At 72.0% G+C, this 20204-nt stretch carries 18 protein-coding genes and 1 pseudogene; 7 read left to right on the top strand and 12 right to left on the bottom strand.

The features are described 5' to 3' along the window. Positions 1–23: 23 nt before the first annotated feature. Positions 24–1010 carry a GlxA family transcriptional regulator gene (locus ACYVF7_RS26995; RefSeq protein WP_460346245.1) on the top strand — a complete coding sequence of 329 codons (987 nt, stop codon included), beginning with the start codon at positions 24–26 and terminating at the stop codon, positions 1008–1010. Here ACYVF7_RS26995 and ACYVF7_RS26990 read toward each other — a convergent pair. Then, positions 1004–1513: an enoyl-CoA hydratase-related protein gene (locus ACYVF7_RS26990; RefSeq protein ID WP_460346243.1), complete on the bottom strand. Its 510-nt coding sequence runs from the start codon at positions 1511–1513 to the stop codon at positions 1004–1006. The two genes, ACYVF7_RS26995 and ACYVF7_RS26990, sit on opposite strands and share 7 nt — an antisense overlap. A gap of 148 nt (positions 1514–1661) precedes the next feature. After that, positions 1662–1901: pseudogene (locus ACYVF7_RS26985) on the bottom strand (enoyl-CoA hydratase-related protein); the annotation flags it as partial. A gap of 191 nt (positions 1902–2092) precedes the next feature. Here ACYVF7_RS26985 and ACYVF7_RS26980 point away from each other — a divergent pair. After that, the gene (locus ACYVF7_RS26980) at positions 2093–3259 is read left to right on the top strand and encodes an AMP-binding protein (protein ID WP_460346241.1); all 1167 of its coding nucleotides are present in this window, start codon (positions 2093–2095) and stop codon (positions 3257–3259) included. A 22-nt stretch (positions 3260–3281) separates the two neighbouring features. On the opposite strand, the gene ACYVF7_RS26975 is transcribed toward ACYVF7_RS26980, so the two are convergent. Beyond that, a complete protein-coding gene (locus tag ACYVF7_RS26975; RefSeq protein WP_460346239.1) occupies positions 3282–3695 on the bottom strand; it encodes a ribonuclease domain-containing protein in 414 nt (137 codons plus the stop codon). A 241-nt stretch (positions 3696–3936) separates the two neighbouring features. Next, positions 3937–4371, bottom strand: a complete 435-nt coding sequence (locus ACYVF7_RS26970; RefSeq protein WP_460346237.1) for a ribonuclease domain-containing protein — start codon at positions 4369–4371, stop codon at positions 3937–3939. Between the two features lie 249 nt (positions 4372–4620). On the opposite strand from ACYVF7_RS26970, the gene ACYVF7_RS26965 reads away from it, so the two are divergent. Beyond that, a complete protein-coding gene (locus ACYVF7_RS26965) occupies positions 4621–5010 on the top strand; it encodes a hypothetical protein (protein WP_460346235.1) in 390 nt (129 codons plus the stop codon). 266 nt (positions 5011–5276) lie between these two features. Beyond that, positions 5277–6635 (top strand): RNA polymerase sigma factor, encoded by a 1359-nt coding sequence (locus ACYVF7_RS26960; RefSeq protein ID WP_460346233.1) that lies wholly within the window; start codon positions 5277–5279, stop codon positions 6633–6635. Between the two features lie 151 nt (positions 6636–6786). Here the strand turns inward: ACYVF7_RS26960 and ACYVF7_RS26955 are convergent, their stop codons facing one another. Continuing rightward, complete coding sequence (locus tag ACYVF7_RS26955) at positions 6787–7722, bottom strand: NADP-dependent oxidoreductase (protein WP_460346231.1); 936 nt, start codon at positions 7720–7722, stop codon at positions 6787–6789. A gap of 112 nt (positions 7723–7834) precedes the next feature. On the opposite strand from ACYVF7_RS26955, the gene ACYVF7_RS26950 reads away from it, so the two are divergent. From ACYVF7_RS26950 to ACYVF7_RS26940, 3 genes are all read left to right on the top strand, one after another. Further along, positions 7835–8248 carry a winged helix-turn-helix transcriptional regulator gene (locus tag ACYVF7_RS26950; protein WP_460346229.1) on the top strand — a complete coding sequence of 138 codons (414 nt, stop codon included), beginning with the start codon at positions 7835–7837 and terminating at the stop codon, positions 8246–8248. Next, a complete protein-coding gene (locus ACYVF7_RS26945; protein WP_460346227.1) occupies positions 8245–8841 on the top strand; it encodes a GNAT family N-acetyltransferase in 597 nt (198 codons plus the stop codon). Before ACYVF7_RS26950 ends, ACYVF7_RS26945 begins: the two co-directional genes overlap by 4 nt. Before the next feature lie 256 nt (positions 8842–9097). Next, positions 9098–10360 (top strand): cytochrome P450, encoded by a 1263-nt coding sequence (locus tag ACYVF7_RS26940; protein WP_460346225.1) that lies wholly within the window; start codon positions 9098–9100, stop codon positions 10358–10360. On the opposite strand, the gene ACYVF7_RS26935 is transcribed toward ACYVF7_RS26940, so the two are convergent. From ACYVF7_RS26935 to ACYVF7_RS26905, 7 genes are all read right to left on the bottom strand, one after another. Then, entirely contained in the window at positions 10361–11614 is a 1254-nt protein-coding gene (locus ACYVF7_RS26935) for a cytochrome P450 (protein ID WP_460346223.1), read from the bottom strand. A gap of 97 nt (positions 11615–11711) precedes the next feature. Beyond that, positions 11712–12428, bottom strand: a complete 717-nt coding sequence (locus ACYVF7_RS26930) for a sirohydrochlorin chelatase (protein ID WP_460346221.1) — start codon at positions 12426–12428, stop codon at positions 11712–11714. Further along, positions 12425–13609, bottom strand: a complete 1185-nt coding sequence (locus tag ACYVF7_RS26925) for a uroporphyrinogen-III synthase (protein WP_460346219.1) — start codon at positions 13607–13609, stop codon at positions 12425–12427. The genes ACYVF7_RS26930 and ACYVF7_RS26925 overlap by 4 nt, the downstream gene beginning before the upstream one ends. Then, positions 13606–13977, bottom strand: coding sequence for a nitrite reductase small subunit NirD (gene nirD, locus ACYVF7_RS26920; RefSeq protein ID WP_460346217.1), 372 nt, complete (start codon positions 13975–13977; stop codon positions 13606–13608). The genes ACYVF7_RS26925 and nirD overlap by 4 nt, the downstream gene beginning before the upstream one ends. A 47-nt stretch (positions 13978–14024) precedes the next feature. Next, complete coding sequence (nirB, locus tag ACYVF7_RS26915) at positions 14025–16505, bottom strand: nitrite reductase large subunit NirB (protein ID WP_460346215.1); 2481 nt, start codon at positions 16503–16505, stop codon at positions 14025–14027. A gap of 94 nt (positions 16506–16599) precedes the next feature. Further along, positions 16600–18042, bottom strand: a complete 1443-nt coding sequence (locus ACYVF7_RS26910; RefSeq protein ID WP_460346213.1) for an FAD-dependent oxidoreductase — start codon at positions 18040–18042, stop codon at positions 16600–16602. Beyond that, on the bottom strand, positions 18039–20105 hold the full coding sequence (locus tag ACYVF7_RS26905; RefSeq protein WP_460346211.1) for a molybdopterin oxidoreductase family protein: 2067 nt from the start codon (positions 20103–20105) through the stop codon (positions 18039–18041). Before ACYVF7_RS26905 ends, ACYVF7_RS26910 begins: the two co-directional genes overlap by 4 nt. Positions 20106–20204: the final 99 nt, after the last annotated feature.

The raw sequence follows: 20204 nt of genomic DNA, 5'->3' as shown, positions 1-20204 counted from the left end.
GGTGCGGGACTATCCTGCCGATCATGTCCGTCGAGCGCCTTCACCGGGCCGTCGCCGTCGTGGTGCCGCCACAGTCGACGTTCGAGCTCGGATGCGTCGCCGAGGTCTTCGGGATCGAGCACCCCGGCGTGCCGACCCGCTACTCCTTCGACGTCTGCGCCGAAGAGCCGGGCGCCCTGGCGACCAAGGCCGGCTACCGCATGCTCGTCGAGCACGGCCTGGAGCTCGTCGCCGAGGCCGACTCCGTCTTCGTCACCGGATGGCCGGACCGGGCGGCCCGGCCATCCCCCGCGCTGACGGAGGCGCTCACCGGCGCCCACGCCAGGGGCGCACGCGTCGTGGGGGTGTGTTCGGGGGCGTTCGCGCTCGCGGCGACGGGCCTGCTCGACGGGCGGACCGCGACCACCCATTGGCGAATGGCCGAGGAACTCGCGCGCCGCTACCCGAAGGTCGAGGTGCGTCCGCACGCGCTGTACGCGGACCACGGGGACGTCGCGACGAGCGCCGGCACCGGCGCCGCGATCGATCTGGCGCTGGAGCTCATGCGCCGGGACTTCGGCGCGGCATACGCGGCCGAGGTCGCACGGCACATGGTGCTCCCGCCCCATCGCGACGGCGGGCAGCGGCAGTACGCCCGCGCCTCACCCCGGCGAGACGTCCCCGAGGAGGAACGTCTCTCGTCGATCCTGGAGTGGGCCGAGGCACACCTCCACGAGCCGATCACCGTCGGCCGACTCTCGGCGCACGGCGCGGTCTCGCCCCGCACGCTCGCGCGGCTGTTCGAACGACACCTCGGCACGACGCCGGGGAAATGGCTTCTCCACCGGCGCATCCAGGAGGCGTGCACGCTGCTCGAGCGCACGGACGCGCCCGTGGAGGCCGTGGCCGCCGCCGCCGGATTCGCCGACCCGTCCAACTTCCGGCGCCGCTTCGCCGACGAGCTGGGCACGACGCCGAGCGCCTACCGCCGGACCTTCGGTGACGCGGGCGCCGTCGTGCGGCCTCAGTAGTACCAGGGGAAACGGGACCAGTCCGGGGCGCGCTTCTCCAGGAAGGAGTCGCGGCCCTCGGCGGCCTCGTCGGTCATGTACGCCAGGCGGGTGGCCTCACCGGCGAAGACCTGCTGCCCGACGAGACCGTCGTCGATGAGGTTGAAGGAGTACTTCAGCATCCGCTGCGCGGTCGGGCTCTTGCCGTTGATCTTCCGGGCCCACTCGAGCGCGGTCCGCTCGAGGTCGGCGTGCGGCACGACGGCGTTGACCATGCCCATCCGGTGGGCCGCCTCGGCGTCGTACGTATCTCCCAGGAAGAAGATCTCCCGCGCGAACTTCTGCCCGACCTGCCGGGCGAGGTACGCCGAGCCGAACCCGCCGTCGAAGCTCGCGACGTCCGCGTCGGTCTGCTTGAACCGCGCGTGCTCGCGGCTCGCGAGGGTCAGGTCCGCGACGACGTGCAGGCTGTGCCCGCCACCGGCCGCCCAGCCGGGCACGACGCAGATGACGACCTTCGGCATGAACCTGATCAGCCGCTGCACCTCCAGGATGTGCAGCCGGCGCGCGCGCGGGATCGATGGTGTCGGCCGTCTCGCCCTCGGCGTACCGGTAGCCGTCGCGGCCCCGGATCCGCTGGTCGCCGCCCGAGCAGAACGCCCACCCGCCGTCCTTGGGAGACGGGCCGTTCCCGGTGAGCAGCACGCATCCCACGTCGCTGGACATCCTGGCGTGGTCCAGGGCCCGGTACAGCTCGTCGACGGTGTTCGGCCGGAACGCGTTGCGGACCTCCGGCCGGTCGAACGCGATACGCACCGTGCCCTGGTCGACCGCGCGGTGATACGTGATGTCGGTGAAGTCGAAGCCCTCGACCGTCTTCCACGCGTCCGGGTCGAACAGCTCGGAGACCATGCGGTGTTCCCTTCCAGCCGTCGGCGGCCCGCTGCTTGCAGGCGCCCGCTCTATTCAAGCGCCTCCGGCATCGTCGCCTCGCAGCCGGTTCCCGTGGGTCGGCTCAGATGAGCATCACGGCACCCGCCTTTACATAGTAATTTAACTCTCAACGAGGGGTCCGGCCGCACCGGACTAAGCTGATCGTCGTCATGAGCCGAAGCCTGCACGCCGTCGTCCTGCCTCCCGGGCCCGCCCTGTTCCGCCGCCTCGAGGCGGCGCTCGACGGCAGCGGTCCGGCGATCTGCCCCCTCTCCCCGGAGCTGCCCGCTCCCGCGCTCGGCAGGTTGCTCGACGCGCTGCGTCCCACCTGGGTGGAGACCGACGCCGGGAGGCAGCGATACGACTGCGGCGCCGGCTGCGCGCCAGGCCCCGCCGTGGCGGACGACACCGCCGTGCTGATCGCCACGTCGGGGTCGACCGGCGCCCCGAAGGTCGTGGAGCTGTCGGCGGCCGCGCTCCGGCACTCGGCGTCGGCGACGCTGTCGCGAGTGGCCGCGCGGCCGGGCGAACGCTGGCTGTGCTGCCTTCCCCCCAGCCACATCGCCGGAGTCCAGGTGCTCGTGCGATCCCTCGTCGCCGGCACCGACCCGGTGATCCACCCCCGCTTCGAGGCCGAACGGGTGGCCGGGTCCGGCGCCGCCCACCTCTCGGTGGTGCCCACCCAGCTGCGCCGTCTCCTCGACGCGGACGCCGACCTGGGCGGCTTCCGCTCGATCCTGCTCGGCGGGGCGGCGGCGCCTCCCGGGCTGGTCGAGACGGCGCGCTCACGCGGCGCCCGGGTCTTCACGACGTACGGGATGAGCGAGACCTGCGGGGGCTGCGTCTACAACGGAGTCCCGCTCGACGGCGTCTCCGTCGACATCGGCTCCGACGGGCGCATCCGGCTGGCCGGGCCGGTGCTGTTCACCGGCTACCGGCTGCGGCCTGACCTGACCGCCGCCGTACGCGACGGCGCCTGGTTCGTCACCCAGGACCTCGGCGCCCTCGAGGACGGGCGGCTGCGCGTACGCGGCCGCGCCGACGACGTGATCATCACCGGCGGGGAGAAGGTCGTGGCGGGCGAGGTCGCGGCGGTGCTGGCCCGCCATCACGCGGTACGGGACGTCGCCGTCGTCGGCCGCGACGACCCCGAGTGGGGCGAACGCGTGACCGCCGTGGTCGTCCCGGGCGCCGACCCGCCCGGACTGGAGGAGCTCCGCGCGTGGGTCCGCGCGGAGCTCCCCGCGTACGCCGCACCGCGTCAGCTGGAGCTCGTCGAGGAGCTTCCACTGCTGCCCTCGGGCAAGCCGGACCTGGAGCGCCTGCGCCGGCCCTGAGCCGCGATGCGTTCCGGACGTACTAGAGCTGGTAGAAGTCGGTGTAATGGTTCGGCGAGAACCAGACCATGCCGCTGCTGCGGTTCACGACGATCCGGAACGCGTCGCGCGAGGCGCCCTTAGCCCGGGAGTACACGTCGTACTCGTTGTAGGTCGCTCCGCTGGGAAGCTCACCCTCCCGGTTCTGGAACCGGCCGCCGGTGTAGTTGTACTTCCCGTCCGGCCAGGAGTACCAGCCGCTGCTGGTCGGGTAGCCCTTCGATGCCCAGATCGAGCTGGCCGAGCGCGCGTCGGCGCACCGGGAGATCGTGCAGGAGTTGTAGACCGACGCGTGGGCGGGGGTCGTGATGACCACTCCGGCCAGGGACGCGGCGGCAGCGGACGTCACGGCGAGCCGCACCGTCCAGGTGGAACGGGGTCGTTGGCGGGTGCGCACGGAGCCTCCTTGCGGGGGTGCGAGGGGGGCGGACACCCGTCATGATCATGCTTCGGGCCGCGCGGATAAAGACCCGGATCGCCAAAACATGGTGAATTCTTCCGCTGCGCTTCGTCACGCTGTAAGAACACAGGCCGTCGCATGGGGACGGACGGCCTGCGTCGAGGAGCTGCCCTGATCCCCTCCGGCAAACCCGACCTGGAGCACCTGCGCCGGGGTGAGCCGGAGGGGATCCCGGGGGTTAGATGCGTTGTCCGGACAGGTTGAGCTTGTAGAAGTTTTTGTAGTGGTCCGGCGAGAACCAGACCGCGTGGGTCTTACGGTTCACGACGATCCGGAACGCGTCGCGGTGGGCGCCCTTCGTACGCGGGTACACGTCGTACTCGCTGTAGGTCGCGCCCTTGGGCAGCTCGCCCTCCCGGTTCTGGAACCGCCCGCCGGTGAAGTTGTACTTTCCGCTCTTCCAGGGGTACCAGCCACGCCTGGTCGGATAGCCCTTCGAGGCCCAGATCTTGGCCGAGTGCGCGGCGTCGACGCACTTCGCGATCTTGCAGGACTTGTAGACCGACGCGCTGGCGGGGGTGGTGCCGACCATGCCGGCCACGGAAGCGGTCGCCGCGAGCGTGACGGCGATCCGGCCCGGCCAGGAAGAGTGGGGGCGTAGGCGGGTGTGCACGGAGCCTCCTTGCGGGTGGGAGGAGACGGACACCCGTAATGATCTTCGTTCGCACCATGCAGTTAAAGATCTTTGTCAGGAAACATAGCGAATTCTTCTGCTGACACACCGTCAAAGCGGACGGCAAGGGAACCTCGGGTAGATATCTCCACGGCAGTGCCACCGGTGCACGCAGTATCCCGATCGGCGAGGAGACCCGCCCGGCGCACGACACCATGACACCGCGAGCTCGCGCCTCTGAGAGAATCCGTGACCGTGGTGGTACGCCCTGCATTCGCCCTGTTGGTGTTGATCGCCGTCGCGGGTTGCTCGAGTGAGCACCGTCCGTCGGCGCGGCCGAGCCGGCCGCTGGTGATCCCGACGCCGTCGCCCTCCCCCACCGGCAAGCCCCGGCCTGCCCGTCCCGGCACGGAGTGCGGGCAGGTGACGACCGTGACCGGCGGACAGGCCAAGGTCCAGGTCGTACGTGGGCGCACGACCTGCGTCGAGGCGATGCGGGTCTTCGAGAAGTACAACGACCCCGACACTCCGGCCGAGGGGACGGCGGGGCTGGTGGTCATCGGCCACTGGACCTGCGGGACGCGGGGCGGGATCACCACGTGCACGTCGAAGGTCGCGACGATCCGGACTCATCCCTGAGGTCGATGCGACGCAGGCGACCGTCGAGGGTGACGTGGCGTTGGTCACACGGGAATGCGACGCGCCGGTCGGGCGTCATCGCAGGTGAGAGCGTGCGCTGATAGCCTGCGGGGTTGGCGGGCGAGCGGGGCTGTGCGTGGACGCACATGAAGTTTTTCGCCCTGCGGGAACAACCCGGGCACAATCGCGCGTTTCAGCATAGAGCACGACGCAAAACGGACATCAAGTCTCGTACCGCTAGGACACGAAGGGAGGGAGGTGTCCTCATGCCGCGAAACGCTGCTGCGACCATGCCCGCAGGGCCTACGCCCCTCGAGGAGCTTCTCGACCGTGGCCGTTCCCAAGGGCACCTCTCGCTGGACGAGGTGCGGTCGGCCTTTCAGGAAGCCGGTATCACCCCCACGCAGGGCCGCTCCATCATTCGCGAGCTGACCGACGCCGGAGTCCGGCTGGCCAGTGAGGACAAGGCCGAGGCCACATCCACCAAGAAGGGTACGGCCACTGTCAAGAAGGCCAAGCCCACGCGCGCCAAGAGCTCGGCCAAGACCACTGGCGGCAAGACGAAGGCCACGGCGGCCAAGACCAAGACCGCCGAGGCAGAGTCACCGGCCACGAAGGCACCGGCCGAGCCCGACATGGTGGACACCCCGGCCAGCGAGCTGGAATCCGACGACTTCGAGATGGACGCCCCCACCGACCTGGACGACCAGTCCTCGGTCATGGGCGACTCCGTGCACACCTACCTCAAGGCCATCGGCCGCAGGCAACTGCTCACCGCGGCCCAGGAGGTCGAGCTCGCCAAGCGCATCGAGGCCGGGCTGTACGCCGAGCACAAGCTGGAGACCGGCAGCGGGCTGTCCGAGAGCGATCGCGAGGGCCTCGAGCTCGTCGCCGAGGACGGGCGCCGGGCCAAGGCCCACATGCTGGAGGCGAACCTGCGGCTCGTGGTCTCGGTGGCGAAGAAGTACGCCGACCGCGGCCTGTCGCTGCTCGACGTCGTCCAGGAGGGCAACCTCGGCCTGATCCGCGCGGTGGAGAAGTTCGACTACACCAAGGGGTACAAGTTCTCCACATACGCGATGTGGTGGATCCGGCAGGCCATCCAGCGCGGTTTCGCCGACTCCGCACGCACGATCCGGCTGCCCGTCCACGTCCTCGAGATGCTGAGCAAGCTCAGCCGGGTCGAGCGGGACATGCACCAGCGTCTCGGCCGCGAGCCGACTCCGGAGGAGCTGGCCGTGGAGCTCGACAAGAGCCCCGCCCAGGTCCAGGAGCTGCTGCGGACGAGCCGCCAGCCGATCAGCCTCGACTCGACGATCGGCGAGGACGGTGAGACCCGCATCGGCGACCTCATCGAGGACACCGACAGCCCGGAGGCGTCCGAGCTGGTCGACCGGCAGCTGATGGCCGACCAGCTGCGCCGGGCGCTGTCCGTGCTCTCGCCGCGCGAGGAGAAGATCATGGCGATGCGGTTCGGGCTGTACGACGGCACGCCCCGCACGCTCGACGAGATCGGCAAGCACCTCGGGCTGACCCGCGAGCGGATCCGCCAGCTCGAGAAGGAGTCGCTGTCCAAGCTGCGGCATCCGAGCAACGCGCAGCCGCTGCTCGACTTCGCCAGCTGAGCGGACCGAGCCGACCATACGAAGGCCCGCCGGGAGCACCCGCCCCGGCGGGCCTTCGCGTTCCGTCCGCCAGGCGGGAGCGCCTGTCAACACGCGCAATCCACACCTATGAATCGCTCCCGGCGAGCCGTCGCGCCGCGCCGCCCGGCCCTCAGGGGATGAGGACCGGGCGGCCGCGCACGCCGCCCTTCTCCAGGAGCCGATGGGCGGCGGCCACGTCCGCCAGCGGGAACGTGCCCGCGACCCGCGGCGTGACGCGCCCGTCGGCGGCGAGCAGAGCCAGCTCGGCCAGGCGCGGTCCGTCCGCACGGATCCACACGTTGGCGACCCGGGTGCCGCGCAGCGGCACCGGCGCCGCCCCGCCGACGACGGCGGCGAACGCCCCACCGTTCCGCACGGCCTCCAGCGCGGCGGGCCCGACGACGGCCGCGTCCAGTGCGGCGTCGACGCCGCCGGGCACGGCGGAGCGGACGGCCGCCGACAGCTCGCGCGTGCGGGGCACGAAGATCTCGGCGCCCAGGCCGCGGACGAGTTCCTCGTCCTGCGCTCCGGCGACCGCGACGACGCGGATCCCGCGCAGCGCCGCCAGCTCGGTGGCGAACCCGCCCACGGCCCCTGCCGCGCCGGTGACCAGCAGGGTCTGCCCGGCCCGCAGATCCAGGAAGTCCAGGGCCTGATCGGCGGTGAGGACGTTCAGCGGGAGGGCGGCCGCCGCCTCCGGCGACAACCCGGCCGGCGTTCGTGCCACCGCGGCCGTGTCCAGGACGACCTGCTCGGCGTGCGTGCCCAGGGCGAGGTCGAGCCGGTCGGACAGCCCGATGACCTCGTCCTCCGACGAGAACCCGGTCACGGCCGGGCCGACCGCGTCGACGACGCCGGCGACGTCCCAGCCCAGACCGGTCACGTCCCGGGGCGCCATGAGCCCGCCTTGGACGAGATACCCGGCCCGGGTGGCCAGGTCCACGGGGTTGACGGCGGCGGCACGGACCCGGATGCGGACCTGCCCTGGGCCCGGCTCGAGGACCGGGACCTCGGCGAGTTCCAGGACCTCCGGACCTCCGTAGGAGCGAACGATGACCGCGCGCATGGTGTGGTCCTCTCTGCGTGCGTGGATCGGCATGACACGGCGAACCTACGGGCCGCTACTCTCCATCGGTAAGTACGTACCTAGGAGTGCGTAACAGACCCAGGGGAGCGCCGTGCCCACCCAGACCGCCGCCCAGCGACGGGCCGAGGCCCGCGTCGCCTATGACGCGTACATGGCCGCCTGCCCCGCTCGTGACCTGCTGGACCGGATCAGCGACAAGTGGGTCACCCTGATCCTCAACGCGCTCGCCGACGGCCCACAGCGCTACAGCGACCTGGGCCGGACCATCGCGGGCGTGAGCCAGAAGATGCTCACCCAGACGCTGCGGGCGCTCGAGCGGGACGGGATGGTGACCCGCACCGTCACCCCGTCGGTGCCGGTCCGCGTCGACTATGAGCTGACCCCGCTCGGCGTGAGCCTGCTGCCGCTCGTCCAGGCGGCCAAGGCGTGGGCCGAGACCCACATCGAGGAGGTGCACACCGCCCGCGCGGCCTACGACGCCACCGCGGAGAATGGGCGACCGTGAGCCCCCGCATCGAGATCCACTGGCCGACCGCCGCCGACGAGCGCCTGCGCGCCGGCCTGCACCGCATGATCCACTCCGTCGTCGAGCTCGGCGGGGCCGTCGGCTGGCTGACCCCGCCCGACCGGTCGGAGACCGACCGGTGGCTGGACGAGGTCCTCGACCGCACCCGCGCCGGCGACGCCGCCCTGGCCCTCGCCATCCTCGACGGCGAGGTGGCCGCCGGCGGCCTGTGGCGCCGCGGCACCACCGACGTCTTCCGCCATCAGGCGGAGGTGCAGAAGGTCATGGCCCACCCGATGGCGCGTGGACTCGGGCTCGGCCGGCGCGTCCTGGAGGCGCTCATCGACGACGCTCGCACGAACGGCATCGAGGTGCTGATCCTCGGCGCGCGGGGCAACAACCACGGCGCGATCGAGCTGTACGAGCGGCTCGGCTTCCGCGAGTGGGGCCGGCTGCCGAACACCATCGAGGTGGGCGACGAGCGCTACGACGACGTGAAGATGTTCCTCGAGCTGGGACGGCCACCGCACGTCATCCTGCGCGGCTCGCCGTCCGACGGTCCTGGCTCGTCTCCCCGGCGAAGGCAGCCATGACCGCTGGGCCGCCGGCGGCCATCACTGACCGCCCTGCCGTGACCGCTGGGCCGGCGGTGAGCCCCGGCCCACCGGCCGCTGACGCCCGGCCCGCCATAGGCGCCCGGCCGGTATTCATCCGGTAGACGCGGTTTCGGTGGAATTCTCCGCAGCTCTGGCCCTCGGCGGCTCTTGATCGTAGTCTGCCGTACGCGAACCGTGACATCGCGTCGGCGTGCGCCGCCGGCGGATCTTGAATGCATCATCGGAGATGGCCATGACCGACCCTCGACCTGCCACTGCCCCCGCCGACGCTTCCTCGGGCGGCTGTCCCGCCCACTCCGGCGCCGTGCCTTTGTACGGGCCGAAGTTCTTGCGGAATCCGTCGGAGTTGTACCGCGAGATGCGGCAGGAGCACGGCTCGGTCGTTCCCGTGGTGATCGAGGGAGACGTCCCCGCCTGGTTCGTGATCGACTACCGGGAGGTCCGTCACGTCCTGAGCAACCCGGACATCTTCGCCCGCGACTCCCGCCGCTGGAACGAATGGGACAACATCCCGCCCGACTGGCCGCTGATGCCGTTCGTCGGCTTCCAGCCCTCCACGTTGTTCGCGGAAGGCGACGAGCACCGGCGCCGGGCGGGTGCGATCAGCGACGGCCTGTTCGCCGTCGACCAGTTCGACCTGCGGAACCAGTCCGAGAAGATCGCGGACGACCTGATCGACACGTTCGCCGCCTCGGGTGGTGCCGACCTGATGGCCGCGTTCGCGCATCCGCTGCCGCTGCTCGCCGTCGCCAAGATCTTCGGCCTGCCGGAGGCGGAGACACCGGGCCTGCTGCGGGACATGATGACCACGGTCAACGGCGACGAAGGCGCGCTGGACGCCTACCAGGGCATCGTCGCGACGATGCAGCGGCTGGTGGCGCACAAGCGCGAGCAGCCGGGCTCCGACTTCGTCACGCGGGTGCTGAACCATCCCGCCGCCCTGACGGAGGACGAGTTCATCGCCGACCTGGTCCTGGTGATGACCGCCGCGCAGCAGCCGATGGCGTACTGGATCGGCAACACCGTCCGGCTGATGCTGACCGACGACCGGTTCTCCATGAACATCTCGGGTGGCCGGCGCAGCGTCGGCCAGGCCCTCAACGAGGTGCTGTGGGAGGACACCCCCACGCAGAACTACCTGGGCCGCTGGGCCGCCCGGCCGGTGCGGCTCGGCGGACGGCAGATCAACACCGGTGACCTGCTCGTCCTGGGCCTGGCGGCGGCCAACAGCGACCCGCACGTCCGCCCCGCGTCCGAGGTGACGGTCGGCAACCAGGCCATGATGTCGTTCAGCTACGGCGAGCACCGGTGCCCGATTCCGGCACCGGAACTCGCCGAGGTGATCTGCCAGGCCGCGGTCGAGGTGCTCCTCGACCGGCTTCCGGACCTCCGGCTGGCGGTGGACGCCGAGGACCTGGAATGGTCGCCGTCCGTCTGGATGCGCGGCCTGGTCTCGCTGCCAGTGGGATTCACCCCGACGTACGTCTCCGCCTGATCAGCCGGTGACGGCCGGCGCCTCCACCGCGGCGCCGGCCGTCACCGGCCGGAACACCAGGGGAAGTGTCACGAGGCCGCGGGTGAACACCCCCTGCTCGGCCGGCGCGGCCCCGTCTCGGAACGCGATGTCGTCCATGGCGTCCAGCAGGTGGTTCGTCGCCACCTCCACCTCGGTCTTGGCCAGCATGGCGCCGACGCAGAAGTGACGACCGAGGGCGAAGGCGACGTGGTCGGCCGCGGCGGAGAACGCCGTTGAGGCCGCCAGATCGTCGCGGAAGACGTCGAACACGTCCGGGCGGGAGTAGCGCCGGGGGTCGCGGTTGGCGGCGCCGACCGCGCACACGACGGTGCCGCCGGCGGGCACGGTGCCGCCGCTGAGCGTGACGTCCTCGGCCACCTGGCGGATGACCATGTGCACCGGCGGGGTGTACCGCAGCGTCTCGGCGAACGCCTTCGGAACGAGCGTACGGTCGCGGCGTACGGCGGCGAGCTGGTCGGGATGCTTGAGGAGATTCCGGAAGAGGCTGGAGATGGCGCGGTCGGTGGTCTCGCCGCCCGCGGCGAGCAGCAGGCTGCAGAAGGCCCGGATGTCGTCGTCGGTCATCTTGGTGCCGTCGATCTCGGCGGCGCAGAGCGTCGACAGCAGGTCGTCCCCTGGGTTCGCCCGGCGCTCCTGGATGATCGGAATGAGGTACTCGCCCAGCTCCCGGCGGGTCCGCTCGCCGGCCGCCGTCACCTCCGGGTCGCCCGCCAGGTTGCCGAAGACCGCGATGATGGCGGTGTACCACCGGTGGAACCGGTCGTGATCCGCCGTGTCGAGGCCGAGCATGTCGGCGATGACGTTGATCGGGAACCGTGTCGTGAATTCCGCGACCAGATCGACGGTTCCACGGTCGGCGAAGCGCTCGATCAGGTCGCGGGAGTTGCGCTCGATGACCGGGAGGAATTTCTCCTGCAGTTCATTTCCGCGGAACGCCGGCGCCACCAGCGCGCGGTGCACGGCGTGCTCCCGGCCGCTCATCTGCAGAATGGTCCGGCCGTGCACGGGCTCGAGCTGCCACTCGTAGTTGTCGGTGGTGAAGACCGGATCCCGGAAGGCGCGTTGCACGTCCTCATAGCGTGAGATGACGTAACCGCCGCTCGACTCCTGCCTGATCAAAGGAGATTCTTCCAGCATCATGCGGTAGGCCGAATACGGGTCTGCAACGAATTCGGGGGACAGGATGTCGGGAACCACGGATGGCGTGGCCATGAACGCTCCTTGATCGGCGGCCAATACGGTCAAGGCTACGTAGCGGTTTCTGTCAGGTCCATACCGAGTTGAGGGCACGGACCGCGATTGCCGGACCTCATCCAGCGCGGCTGACCGCTCGGCGGTCCCGGCTCCTCGCCTCGGCGGCGACGGCCGCCATCGCCTCGTCGTAGCGGCGGAGGACGACACGCGCCAGCGCGTCGTGCACGCCCAGGGGCGGTGCGACCACGTCGGCGCCGGCGGCCGCCAGACGGTCGTGGAAGTGGCCGGGGGCCAGCAGGTAGGACGCGACCGCGATCCGGCGGGCGCCCTGAGCGCGCAGCCCGCGGACGACCGCGGTCAGCTCGGGACCGGCTCCGGCCGCGAGGCCGTACGCCACGGGGCGGCGCAGGCGGCGGCCCAGTAGGTGCGCGGCGGAGGCGGCGTCGGCCAGTCCCTCCGGGCTGGAGGTGCCGGCCGCGCCGAGCACGACCGCGTCGGCGTATCGGCCCATGCCCAGCCGGTCTGCGAGGGCTCCGGCGAGCAGCGGATGCGGCCCCAACGGCCCCGCGACGGTGACGTCGGGGCCGACACGGCCCGGGATGTCGACCAGAGCGTGGTAGCCGCGGCCGAGCATGAGCGGCACCGCGACCACGGGACCCGGGACGGCCGGGAACACCGTCAGCGCGTCCTCCAGGGACGGCGCGGTGATCTCGGCGTAGGACTCGATGACGGTCAGGCCGGGGCGCAGGGCGCGCACCCGGTCGAGCAGGGCCCGGATGACGGCGACTCCGGCGGGGTCCCGGGTGCCGTGCCCGACGGCGAGCAGCGTCATACCGGCCCCGGGGCGCCGGCGAGCGTGGCCGGCTCGGTGCGGAGCGGGTCGCAGGCCAGCCGGTAGCCGCGTTTGACGACGGTCTCGACGAGCCCGTTGCGGCCCAGTCCCCGGCGCAGCCGGGCCACCGCCATCTCGACGGCGTGCTCGTCCGGATGCGGGCGGCCCTGGCCCGTTCCACCCGGCAGGGACCGGCTGGGCAGCACCGTGCACAGCTCGGCGCGTGAGACGACGTGCCCTGGCCGGCGGGCGAGGGCGCGGAGGATCGCCATCGGGGCGGGCGCGATCGGTCTGAGCTGCCCGTCGATCACCACGGCGTGGCCGCGCAGCTCGAGGGCGTGGCCGTTCACGGCGATCCGCCTCGACCGCCGGACGGGGAGCTCGGCGGCGAGCGCCCGGACCAGGGCGCCGAGGCGGGCGCGCTCGGGGCGTACCGTCGCCACGCCCCGCTCCTCCAGCGGCGCGGCGGTGACCGGCCCGACGCAGGCGGCGACCACCTGGGTGCGCAGGGCCTCCAGCAGGAGGTCTTCGAGGGTGTCCTCGGCCGCGACGGCCAGGGTCGATGCCACCGCCGGAGCGCTCGTGAACGTGATCGCGTCGACGGTGCCGGCGACCGCCTGCCCGACCAGCCGGCGCAGCGGCGTCGGGTCGTCCGTACGGGACCAGCGGTACACCGGGATCTCCACGACCTCGGCGCCCGCGCGGCGGAGCGCGCCCGTCAGGTGGGGTGTCGGCTCGCCGTACAGCTGGACCGCGATGCGGCGCCCCCGGAGGTCCTCCTCCAGGAGGTGGCGGAGGACCTCATCGCAGTTCTCCGACTCCGGCGACCACGCCTCGGCCATCCCGGCGGCGCGCACGGCCCCGCGGGCCTTCGGCCCCCGGGCCAGGATGCGCACGTCGGCGAGCCGCTTGATCAGGTCGTCGCGCAGCCCCCAGCCGTCGGCCGTCTCCAGCCAGGCGCGGAAGCCGATGCCGGTCGTGACGACCACGTCGTCGACCGGGTCCGCGAGGATGTCGCGGGTCGCGTCGAGCAGCTCGGCGTCGTCGGCGAGCGGCACCAACCGGATCGCGGGGGCGTACACGACGCGGGCGCCCTTGCGCTCCAGCAGCGCGGACAGCTCCTCGTGACGCCGCGCCGCCGTCACGCCCACCGTGAATCCGGCCAGTGGCTCGTCCTTCACGACTCGGCCACCTCCACGCGGCCGCCGCTACGCCGTATTCGGTAGGTCCGCACCGAGACCTCGGGCTCGTCCAGGCAGCGGCCCGTGGCCAGGTCGAACACCTGCTTGTACATCGGGGACGCCACGGTGGGCCGCCCGCCGCGGCACCCGACGATCCCCCACGCCAGGACGTTCGCCGCGCTGAACGGGTCGTGATTGGACAGCGCGTACAGCTCACCGTCGTGGGTGCGGAAGATCGCGACCTGGGTGCCGCCGACGAGCGCGCAGACGCCGCGCTCGGGCTGCAGGTCGTCGTAGTCGCACACCGGGGTCCAGCGTGTCGCGGTCAGCGTGGCGGTGGCCGCCGGCGCCTCACAGATCTCGGTCATCGAGTGCTCCCTTCATTCCGCGATCTCCGGACGTGGCCCCGCGTCGGTCACGGGGTCACCTCCGCCATGGCCGGCTTGATCTGGTCGCGCTCGGGCTCGAAGACGATGCTCGGATCGGGCGTGCCCGGCGCATTGACGAACGAGACGAAGCGGCGCAGCTTGTCGGGGTCATCGAGGATCGCCCGCCACTCGTCGGAGTAGCCCTCCACGTGCCGCTCCATCGCGGCGTCCAGCTCCGCGCAGATGCCGAGGCTGTCCTCGATGATCACTTCGCGCAGGTAGTCGAGGCCGCCGTCGAGGCTCTCCAGCCAGGACGCGGTGCGCTGCAGCCGGTCGCCGGTGCGGATGTAGAACATCAGGAACCGGTCGATGTAGCGGAGGAGCGTCTCCTCGTCCAGGTCACTGGCGAACAGGTCCGCGTGGCGCGGCCGCATCCCGCCGTTGCCGGCGACGTAGAGGTTCCAGCCCTTCTCGGTGGCGATGATCCCGAAGTCCTTGCTCTGGGCCTCGGCGCACTCGCGGGCGCACCCGGACACCGCCGACTTGATCTTGTGCGGGGCACGCAGGCCGCGATAGCGCAGCTCGAGGCGGATCGCCAGGCCGACCGAGTCCTGGACGCCGTACCGGCACCACGTCGAGCCGACGCAGGACTTCACCGTGCGCAGCGCCTTGCCGTACGCGTGGCCGGATTCGAAGCCGGCGTCGATCAGCTTCTTCCAGATGTGCGGAAGCTGCTCGACACGGGCCCCGAACAGGTCGATCCGCTGCCCACCGGTGATCTTGGTGTAGAGGCCGAACTCCCGGGCGACCTCGCCGATGACGATCAGCCGCTCCGGCGTGATCTCCCCGCCGGGGATGCGGGGCACGACCGAGTAGGTGCCGTTCTTCTGCATGTTGGCGAGGAACCGGTCGTTGGTGTCCTGCAGGCCGGCCTGCTCGCCGTCGAGGATGTGGCCGTTGCCGAGGCTGGCCAGGATCGAGGCGACCGCCGGCTTGCAGATGTCGCAGCCGCGCCCGCGCCCGTGCTCGGTGATCAGCTGGGAGAAGGTCGTGATGCCGCGCACCCGGATGATGTCGAACAGTTCCGCGCGGCTGTGGTCGAAGTGCTCGCACAGCGCCTTGCTGACCTCGATGCCCGCGGCGGTCAGCTCCGCGTCGAGGATCTTCTTCACCAGCGGCACGCAGCTGCCGCAGCCGGTGCCGGCCTTCGTGCACGACTTCACCGCCCCGACGTCGGTGAGCTTCTCGTCGGCGATCGCGCAGCGGATGGCCCCGGCCGTCACGTTGTTGCAGCTGCAGATGACCGTCGACTCCGGCAGCGCGCCGCCCGCCGCCTCGGTGCCGCCGAACAGCGCCTGCTCGGGTGTCCCGGGCAGTTTCGCGCCGACGAACGCGCGCAGGGTCGGGTAGGACGAGGCGTCGCCGACGAGCACGCCGCCGAGGAGGGTCTGCGCGTCGTCGCTGACGACGAGGCGCTTGTAGATCCCGGCGACCGGGTCGGTGTAGATCACGTCGAGGGCGTCGGCGGACGGGTCGCCGAAGCTGGCGACGTCGACGCCCATGAGCTTGAGCTGGGTCGACAGGTCGGCGCCGGTGAACCGCGCCTCCCCGTCCAGGAGCCGGTCCGCGACGACCTCGGCCATGGTGAAGCACGGCCCGACCAGGCCGTAGACCATGCCGCCGATGAGCGCGCACTCGCCGATCGCGAAGATGTGAGGGTCCTCGGTGCGGCAGGTGTCGTCGACGACGATGCCGCCGCGCTCCCCCACCGGCAGGCCGGCCGCGCGGGCGAGGTCGTCGCGCGGGCGGATGCCCGCCGAGAAGACGACGACGCCGGCGTCCAGGACGACGTCCCCGGCGAGGCGCACGACCCCGGGCTCGATGCGCTCGATTCCGGCGCCGGCGTGCACGGTCATGCCGAGGGCCTCGATGTGGCGGCGCAGCATCGCGCCGCCGCCTTCGTCGAGCTGGCGCGGCATCAGCCAGGGCGCCACTTCGACGACGTGGGTGTCCATGCCGAGCCCCTGCAGCGCGCGAGCGGCCTCCAGGCCGAGCAGCCCACCGCCGATGACCACACCGGCCCGCGGCCTTGACATAGTAAGGTCGCCGCTTTCGGCCGAGGTGCTTCCGGCCGCGGCGCGCAGCGCGTCCAGGTCCTCGATCGTCCGGTAGACGAAGGCGTGCTCGGCGCCGGGCACCGGCGGCACGAACGGCACCGACCCCGTCGCCAGCACCAGCGCGTCGTACGGCAGGGTCTCCCCCGCGTCCGTGGTGACGGTGCGCGCGGTCCGGTCGATCGCGGCGACCCGCTCCCCGGTCCGTACGGTCACGCTCTCGTCGTGGGCCGGGTAGCCGAGATCGGCGTCCTCGGTGAGGTAGGACGTCAGCGCCACCCGGTCGTACGCCGTACGGGGCTCCTCGCCCACGACGGTGATCTGCCACCGGTCGGCGGAGTCGCGCTCCCGCAGCGCCTCGACGAGGCGATGTGCCGCCGGACCGTGCCCTACGACGACAAGACGGCCAGTCATCCGATTCAATCCTCCCCGACGCGCTTGACCTCGATCTTGACGATCAGGCGTTTCGCGTCTGCGTCCCGCTTGTTACCGCTGTGCTACAAGCCGCTCACGTACGGCCTGACCTGGTGGGAGACGTCACCTCCTGGGTACCGAGCCACTCGAGGATGCCCGCGACGGTGTCGCGGCAGCCGCCGCAGCCGGTGGTGGCGCGGGTCTCGGCGGCGACGTCGGCGACGTCGCGCCCGCCCGCCTCCCAGCAGGCGCGGATCCGCCCCTTGCTGACGTTGTTGCACGCGCAGATCGTCGCCGCGTCCGGCATGCGCACAGGTGTCTCGGCGGGCGTGACCGGGTTCAGCCCGTGGAAGAGCAGGCCCAGGCGGTCGGACGGCACGGGCGCCGCGCGGTCGTACAGCTGGGTCAGCAGCCCCGCCGTGGTCGTCTCGCCGATGAGGATCGCGCCGATGAGGCGGTCGTCCCTGATGACGACCTTCTTGTACGTGCCGCGCGTCGGGTCGGCGAAGCGGACGACCTCGGCCTCGTCGTCGCCGAGCGCGGTCTCGCCCATGGCGGCCAGCTCGATCCCGGCCGCCTTCAGCCGGGTGACCTGCCGCGAGCCCTCGTACCGGGCGTCGCCGCCGGTGAGCAGGTCGGCGAGGATTCTGGCCTGCTCCCACGCCGGCGCGACCAGCCCGTACACCGTGCCCTGGTGCTGCGCGCACTCCCCGATCGCGTGGACGTCGGGGTCGTCGACCGACCGGAGCCGGTCGTCGACGACCACGCCACGGTCCACGGTGAGGCCCGCCGCCCGCGCGAGCCCGGTCTCGGGGCGGATGCCGCAGGCCAGCACCACCAGGTCGGCGGGCAGCACCGTGCCGTCATCGAGCTCGACCCCGGTGACGCGCCCGTCCTCGGCCCGCGCCCCGGTCAGCCGCGCCCCGACGAGCGTACGGACCCCGAGATCCCCGATCGTGCGCTGCAGCACGCCACCGGCCTCGGCGTCCAGCTGCCGCTCCATCAGGTGCCCGGCGAGGTGGACGACGGTGACCCGCAGCCCGCGCCCGGCCAGCCCGCGGGCCGCCTCGAGGCCGAGCAGCCCACCGCCGACGACGACCGCCGACTCGGCGTCGTCCGCGAGGCCCATGATGTCCCGGCAGTCGTCGAGCGTGCGGAAGGCGACGACGCCGCCCGCGTCCAGCCCGGGCAGCGGCGGCACGACCGGGGCGCTGCCGGTGGCGAGCACGAGCGTGTCGTACGGGGTGACGGTCCCGTCGGCCGAGGTCACCGTCTTGCGCCGCCGGTCGATCGCGACGACCTCCTCCCCGAGCCGGGCGTCGACGTCGTTCGCGGCGTACCACCCCGGATCGGTCAGGCCGATGTCGCCGGGCGCGGCGATGCCGGCCAGGACGTTCGACAGCAGCACCCGGTTGTACGGCTGCGCGGCCTCGGCCCCGAACACGGTGATCCGCGGTTCCCGGTCGCGGGCCCGCAGCTCGGAGACGAGCCGGGAGCCCGCCATCCCGTTGCCGACGACCACGATTCTCTTCTTCACGGCTTCTCCAGTCGGACGGCGCAGACTTTGAACTCCGGCATCCGGGAGGTCGGATCGAGTGCCGGGTTGGTGAGCAGGTTGGCGCGTGCGGGTCCGGCCCAGTGGAACGGCATGAACACGGTGTCGCGCCGGATCGCCCTGCTGAACCGCGCCTTGGCGACGGCGGCTCCGCGCCGGCTGGTGACGCGGATCTCGGCCCCCTCCTCGATGCCGAGGCGTTCGGCCAGGTCGGGATGGATCTCCACGTACGCCTCGGGGGCCGCGTCCACCAGCGCGCGTATCCGCCGGGTCTGCGCGCCGCTCTGGTAGTGCGCGAGCACCCGCCCGGTCGTGAGGTAGACGGGATAGTCGGGGCTGATGTCCTCGGCGGGGCCCCGGTGTTCGACAGGGACGAGCCGGGCTCGCCCGTCCGGGGTGGCGAACCGGTCCAGGAAGACGCGCGGCGTCCCCGGGTGGCCCTCGCCGGGGCAGGGCCAGAAGACCCCGGTCTCGGCGACGATGCGCTCGTACGTGATGCCGGAGTAGTCGGCGAGCCCGCCCGCGCTGGCCGCGCGCAGCTCGTCGAACACCTCGGCCGGTTCGGCACTGAACCGGCCGGGCGCTTTGAGGCGCTCGGCGAGCGCGGCCAGGATGTCCAGGTCGCCGCGGACCTGCGGCGGCCTCGGCACTGCCGCGCGGCGCAGGAGCACGCGGCCTTCCAGGTTGGTGATCGTGCCGGTCTCCTCCGCCCACTGCGCCGTCGGCAGCACGACATCGGCGCGCGCGGCGGTCTCGGACGGCACGAAGTCGGCCACGACGAGGAGGTCGAGGGCCGCGAGGCGTTCCTCGATCCGGCTCGCGTCCGGGGCCGACACCACGGGGTTGGAGCCGAACAGCAGCAGGGCGCGCGGTCCACCGGGCGTGCCCAGGGCGCCCAGGAGCTCGGTGGCCGACAGCCCGGGTCCCGGCAGGTCGTCCGGGTCGATCCCCCAGACCCGGGCGACGTGCTCGCGTGCCGCCGGGTCGTCGATCTTCCGGTAGCCCGGCAGCTGGTCGGCCTTCTGCCCGTGTTCCCGGCCGCCCTGGCCGTTGCCCTGCCCGGTCAGGCAGCCGAATGCGGACCCGGGGCGCCCCGGCAGGCCGAGCGCCAGCGCCAGGTTGATGAAGGCGGTGACCGTGTCGGTGCCGGTGGCGTGCTGTTCGGCGCCGCGCGCGGTGAGGATGAGCGCGTTCGCGGCGTCGCCGAGCAGGCGCACGGCCTCGCGCATCTTCGGCACCGGCACGCCGGTGATCCGTTCGACGCGGTCTGGCCAGTACCCGTTGATCACGGTGCGGACCGTCTCGAACCCCGTGGTGCGCTCGTCGAGGTACGCCTTGTCGATCAGCCCCTCGGTGATCGCCAGGTGCAGCAGCCCGTTGGCCAGGGCCAGGTCGGTGCCCGGCGTGACCTGCAGGTGCAGGTCGGCGCGGCGGGCCGTCGCGGTCTCCCGCGGGTCGACGACGATCAGCTTCCCGCCGCGTTCGCGCTGGGCGATCAGGTGCCGGACGAACGGCGGCATCGTCTCGGCGACGTTGCCGCCGGCCAGCAGGATCGTGTCCGCGGCGGCGATGTCGGTGATCGGCACGGGCAGCCCCCGGTCCATGCCGAACGCGCGGTTCTGCGCGGCGGCCGCCGAGGACATGCAGAAGCGGCCGTTGTAGTCGATGTTCGGCGTGCGCAACGCCACCCGGGCGAACTTGCCGAGCTGGTAGGCCTTCTCGTTGGTCAGCCCGCCGCCGCCGAAGACCGCCACGGCCTCGTCCCCGTACGCGCACTGGATCCGGCGGATCTCGGCCGCGATCCGGTCCAGCGCGGCGTCCCAGGACACCGGCTCCAGAGGGGCGTCACGGTGCGCCCGCATGAGCGGGACGGTCAGCCGGTCCGGGGCGGTGAGCAGCTCCCCCGCCGTCCACCCCTTCTGGCACAGTGCTCCACCGGCACCACCGTTCGCGGGGATGTCGTCGCGCGGCGCGATCGTGCCGGGGCCGACGAGCATCCCGCACTGCAGTGCGCAGTACGGACAGTGCGTAGGGGTGGGCGACATGCCTCGATCGTGCGGTTGGGGCGTTTCGCGACGACGTCCCTCGTGTTACCGGCCCGCAACAAGCACTTCACCGAGGCCTCTGACCTGCGGTGCGGCGGA

The sequence above is a fragment of the Actinoallomurus acanthiterrae genome, assembly GCF_054775715.1.
This window is presented reverse-complemented; position numbering and strand designations above follow the sequence as displayed.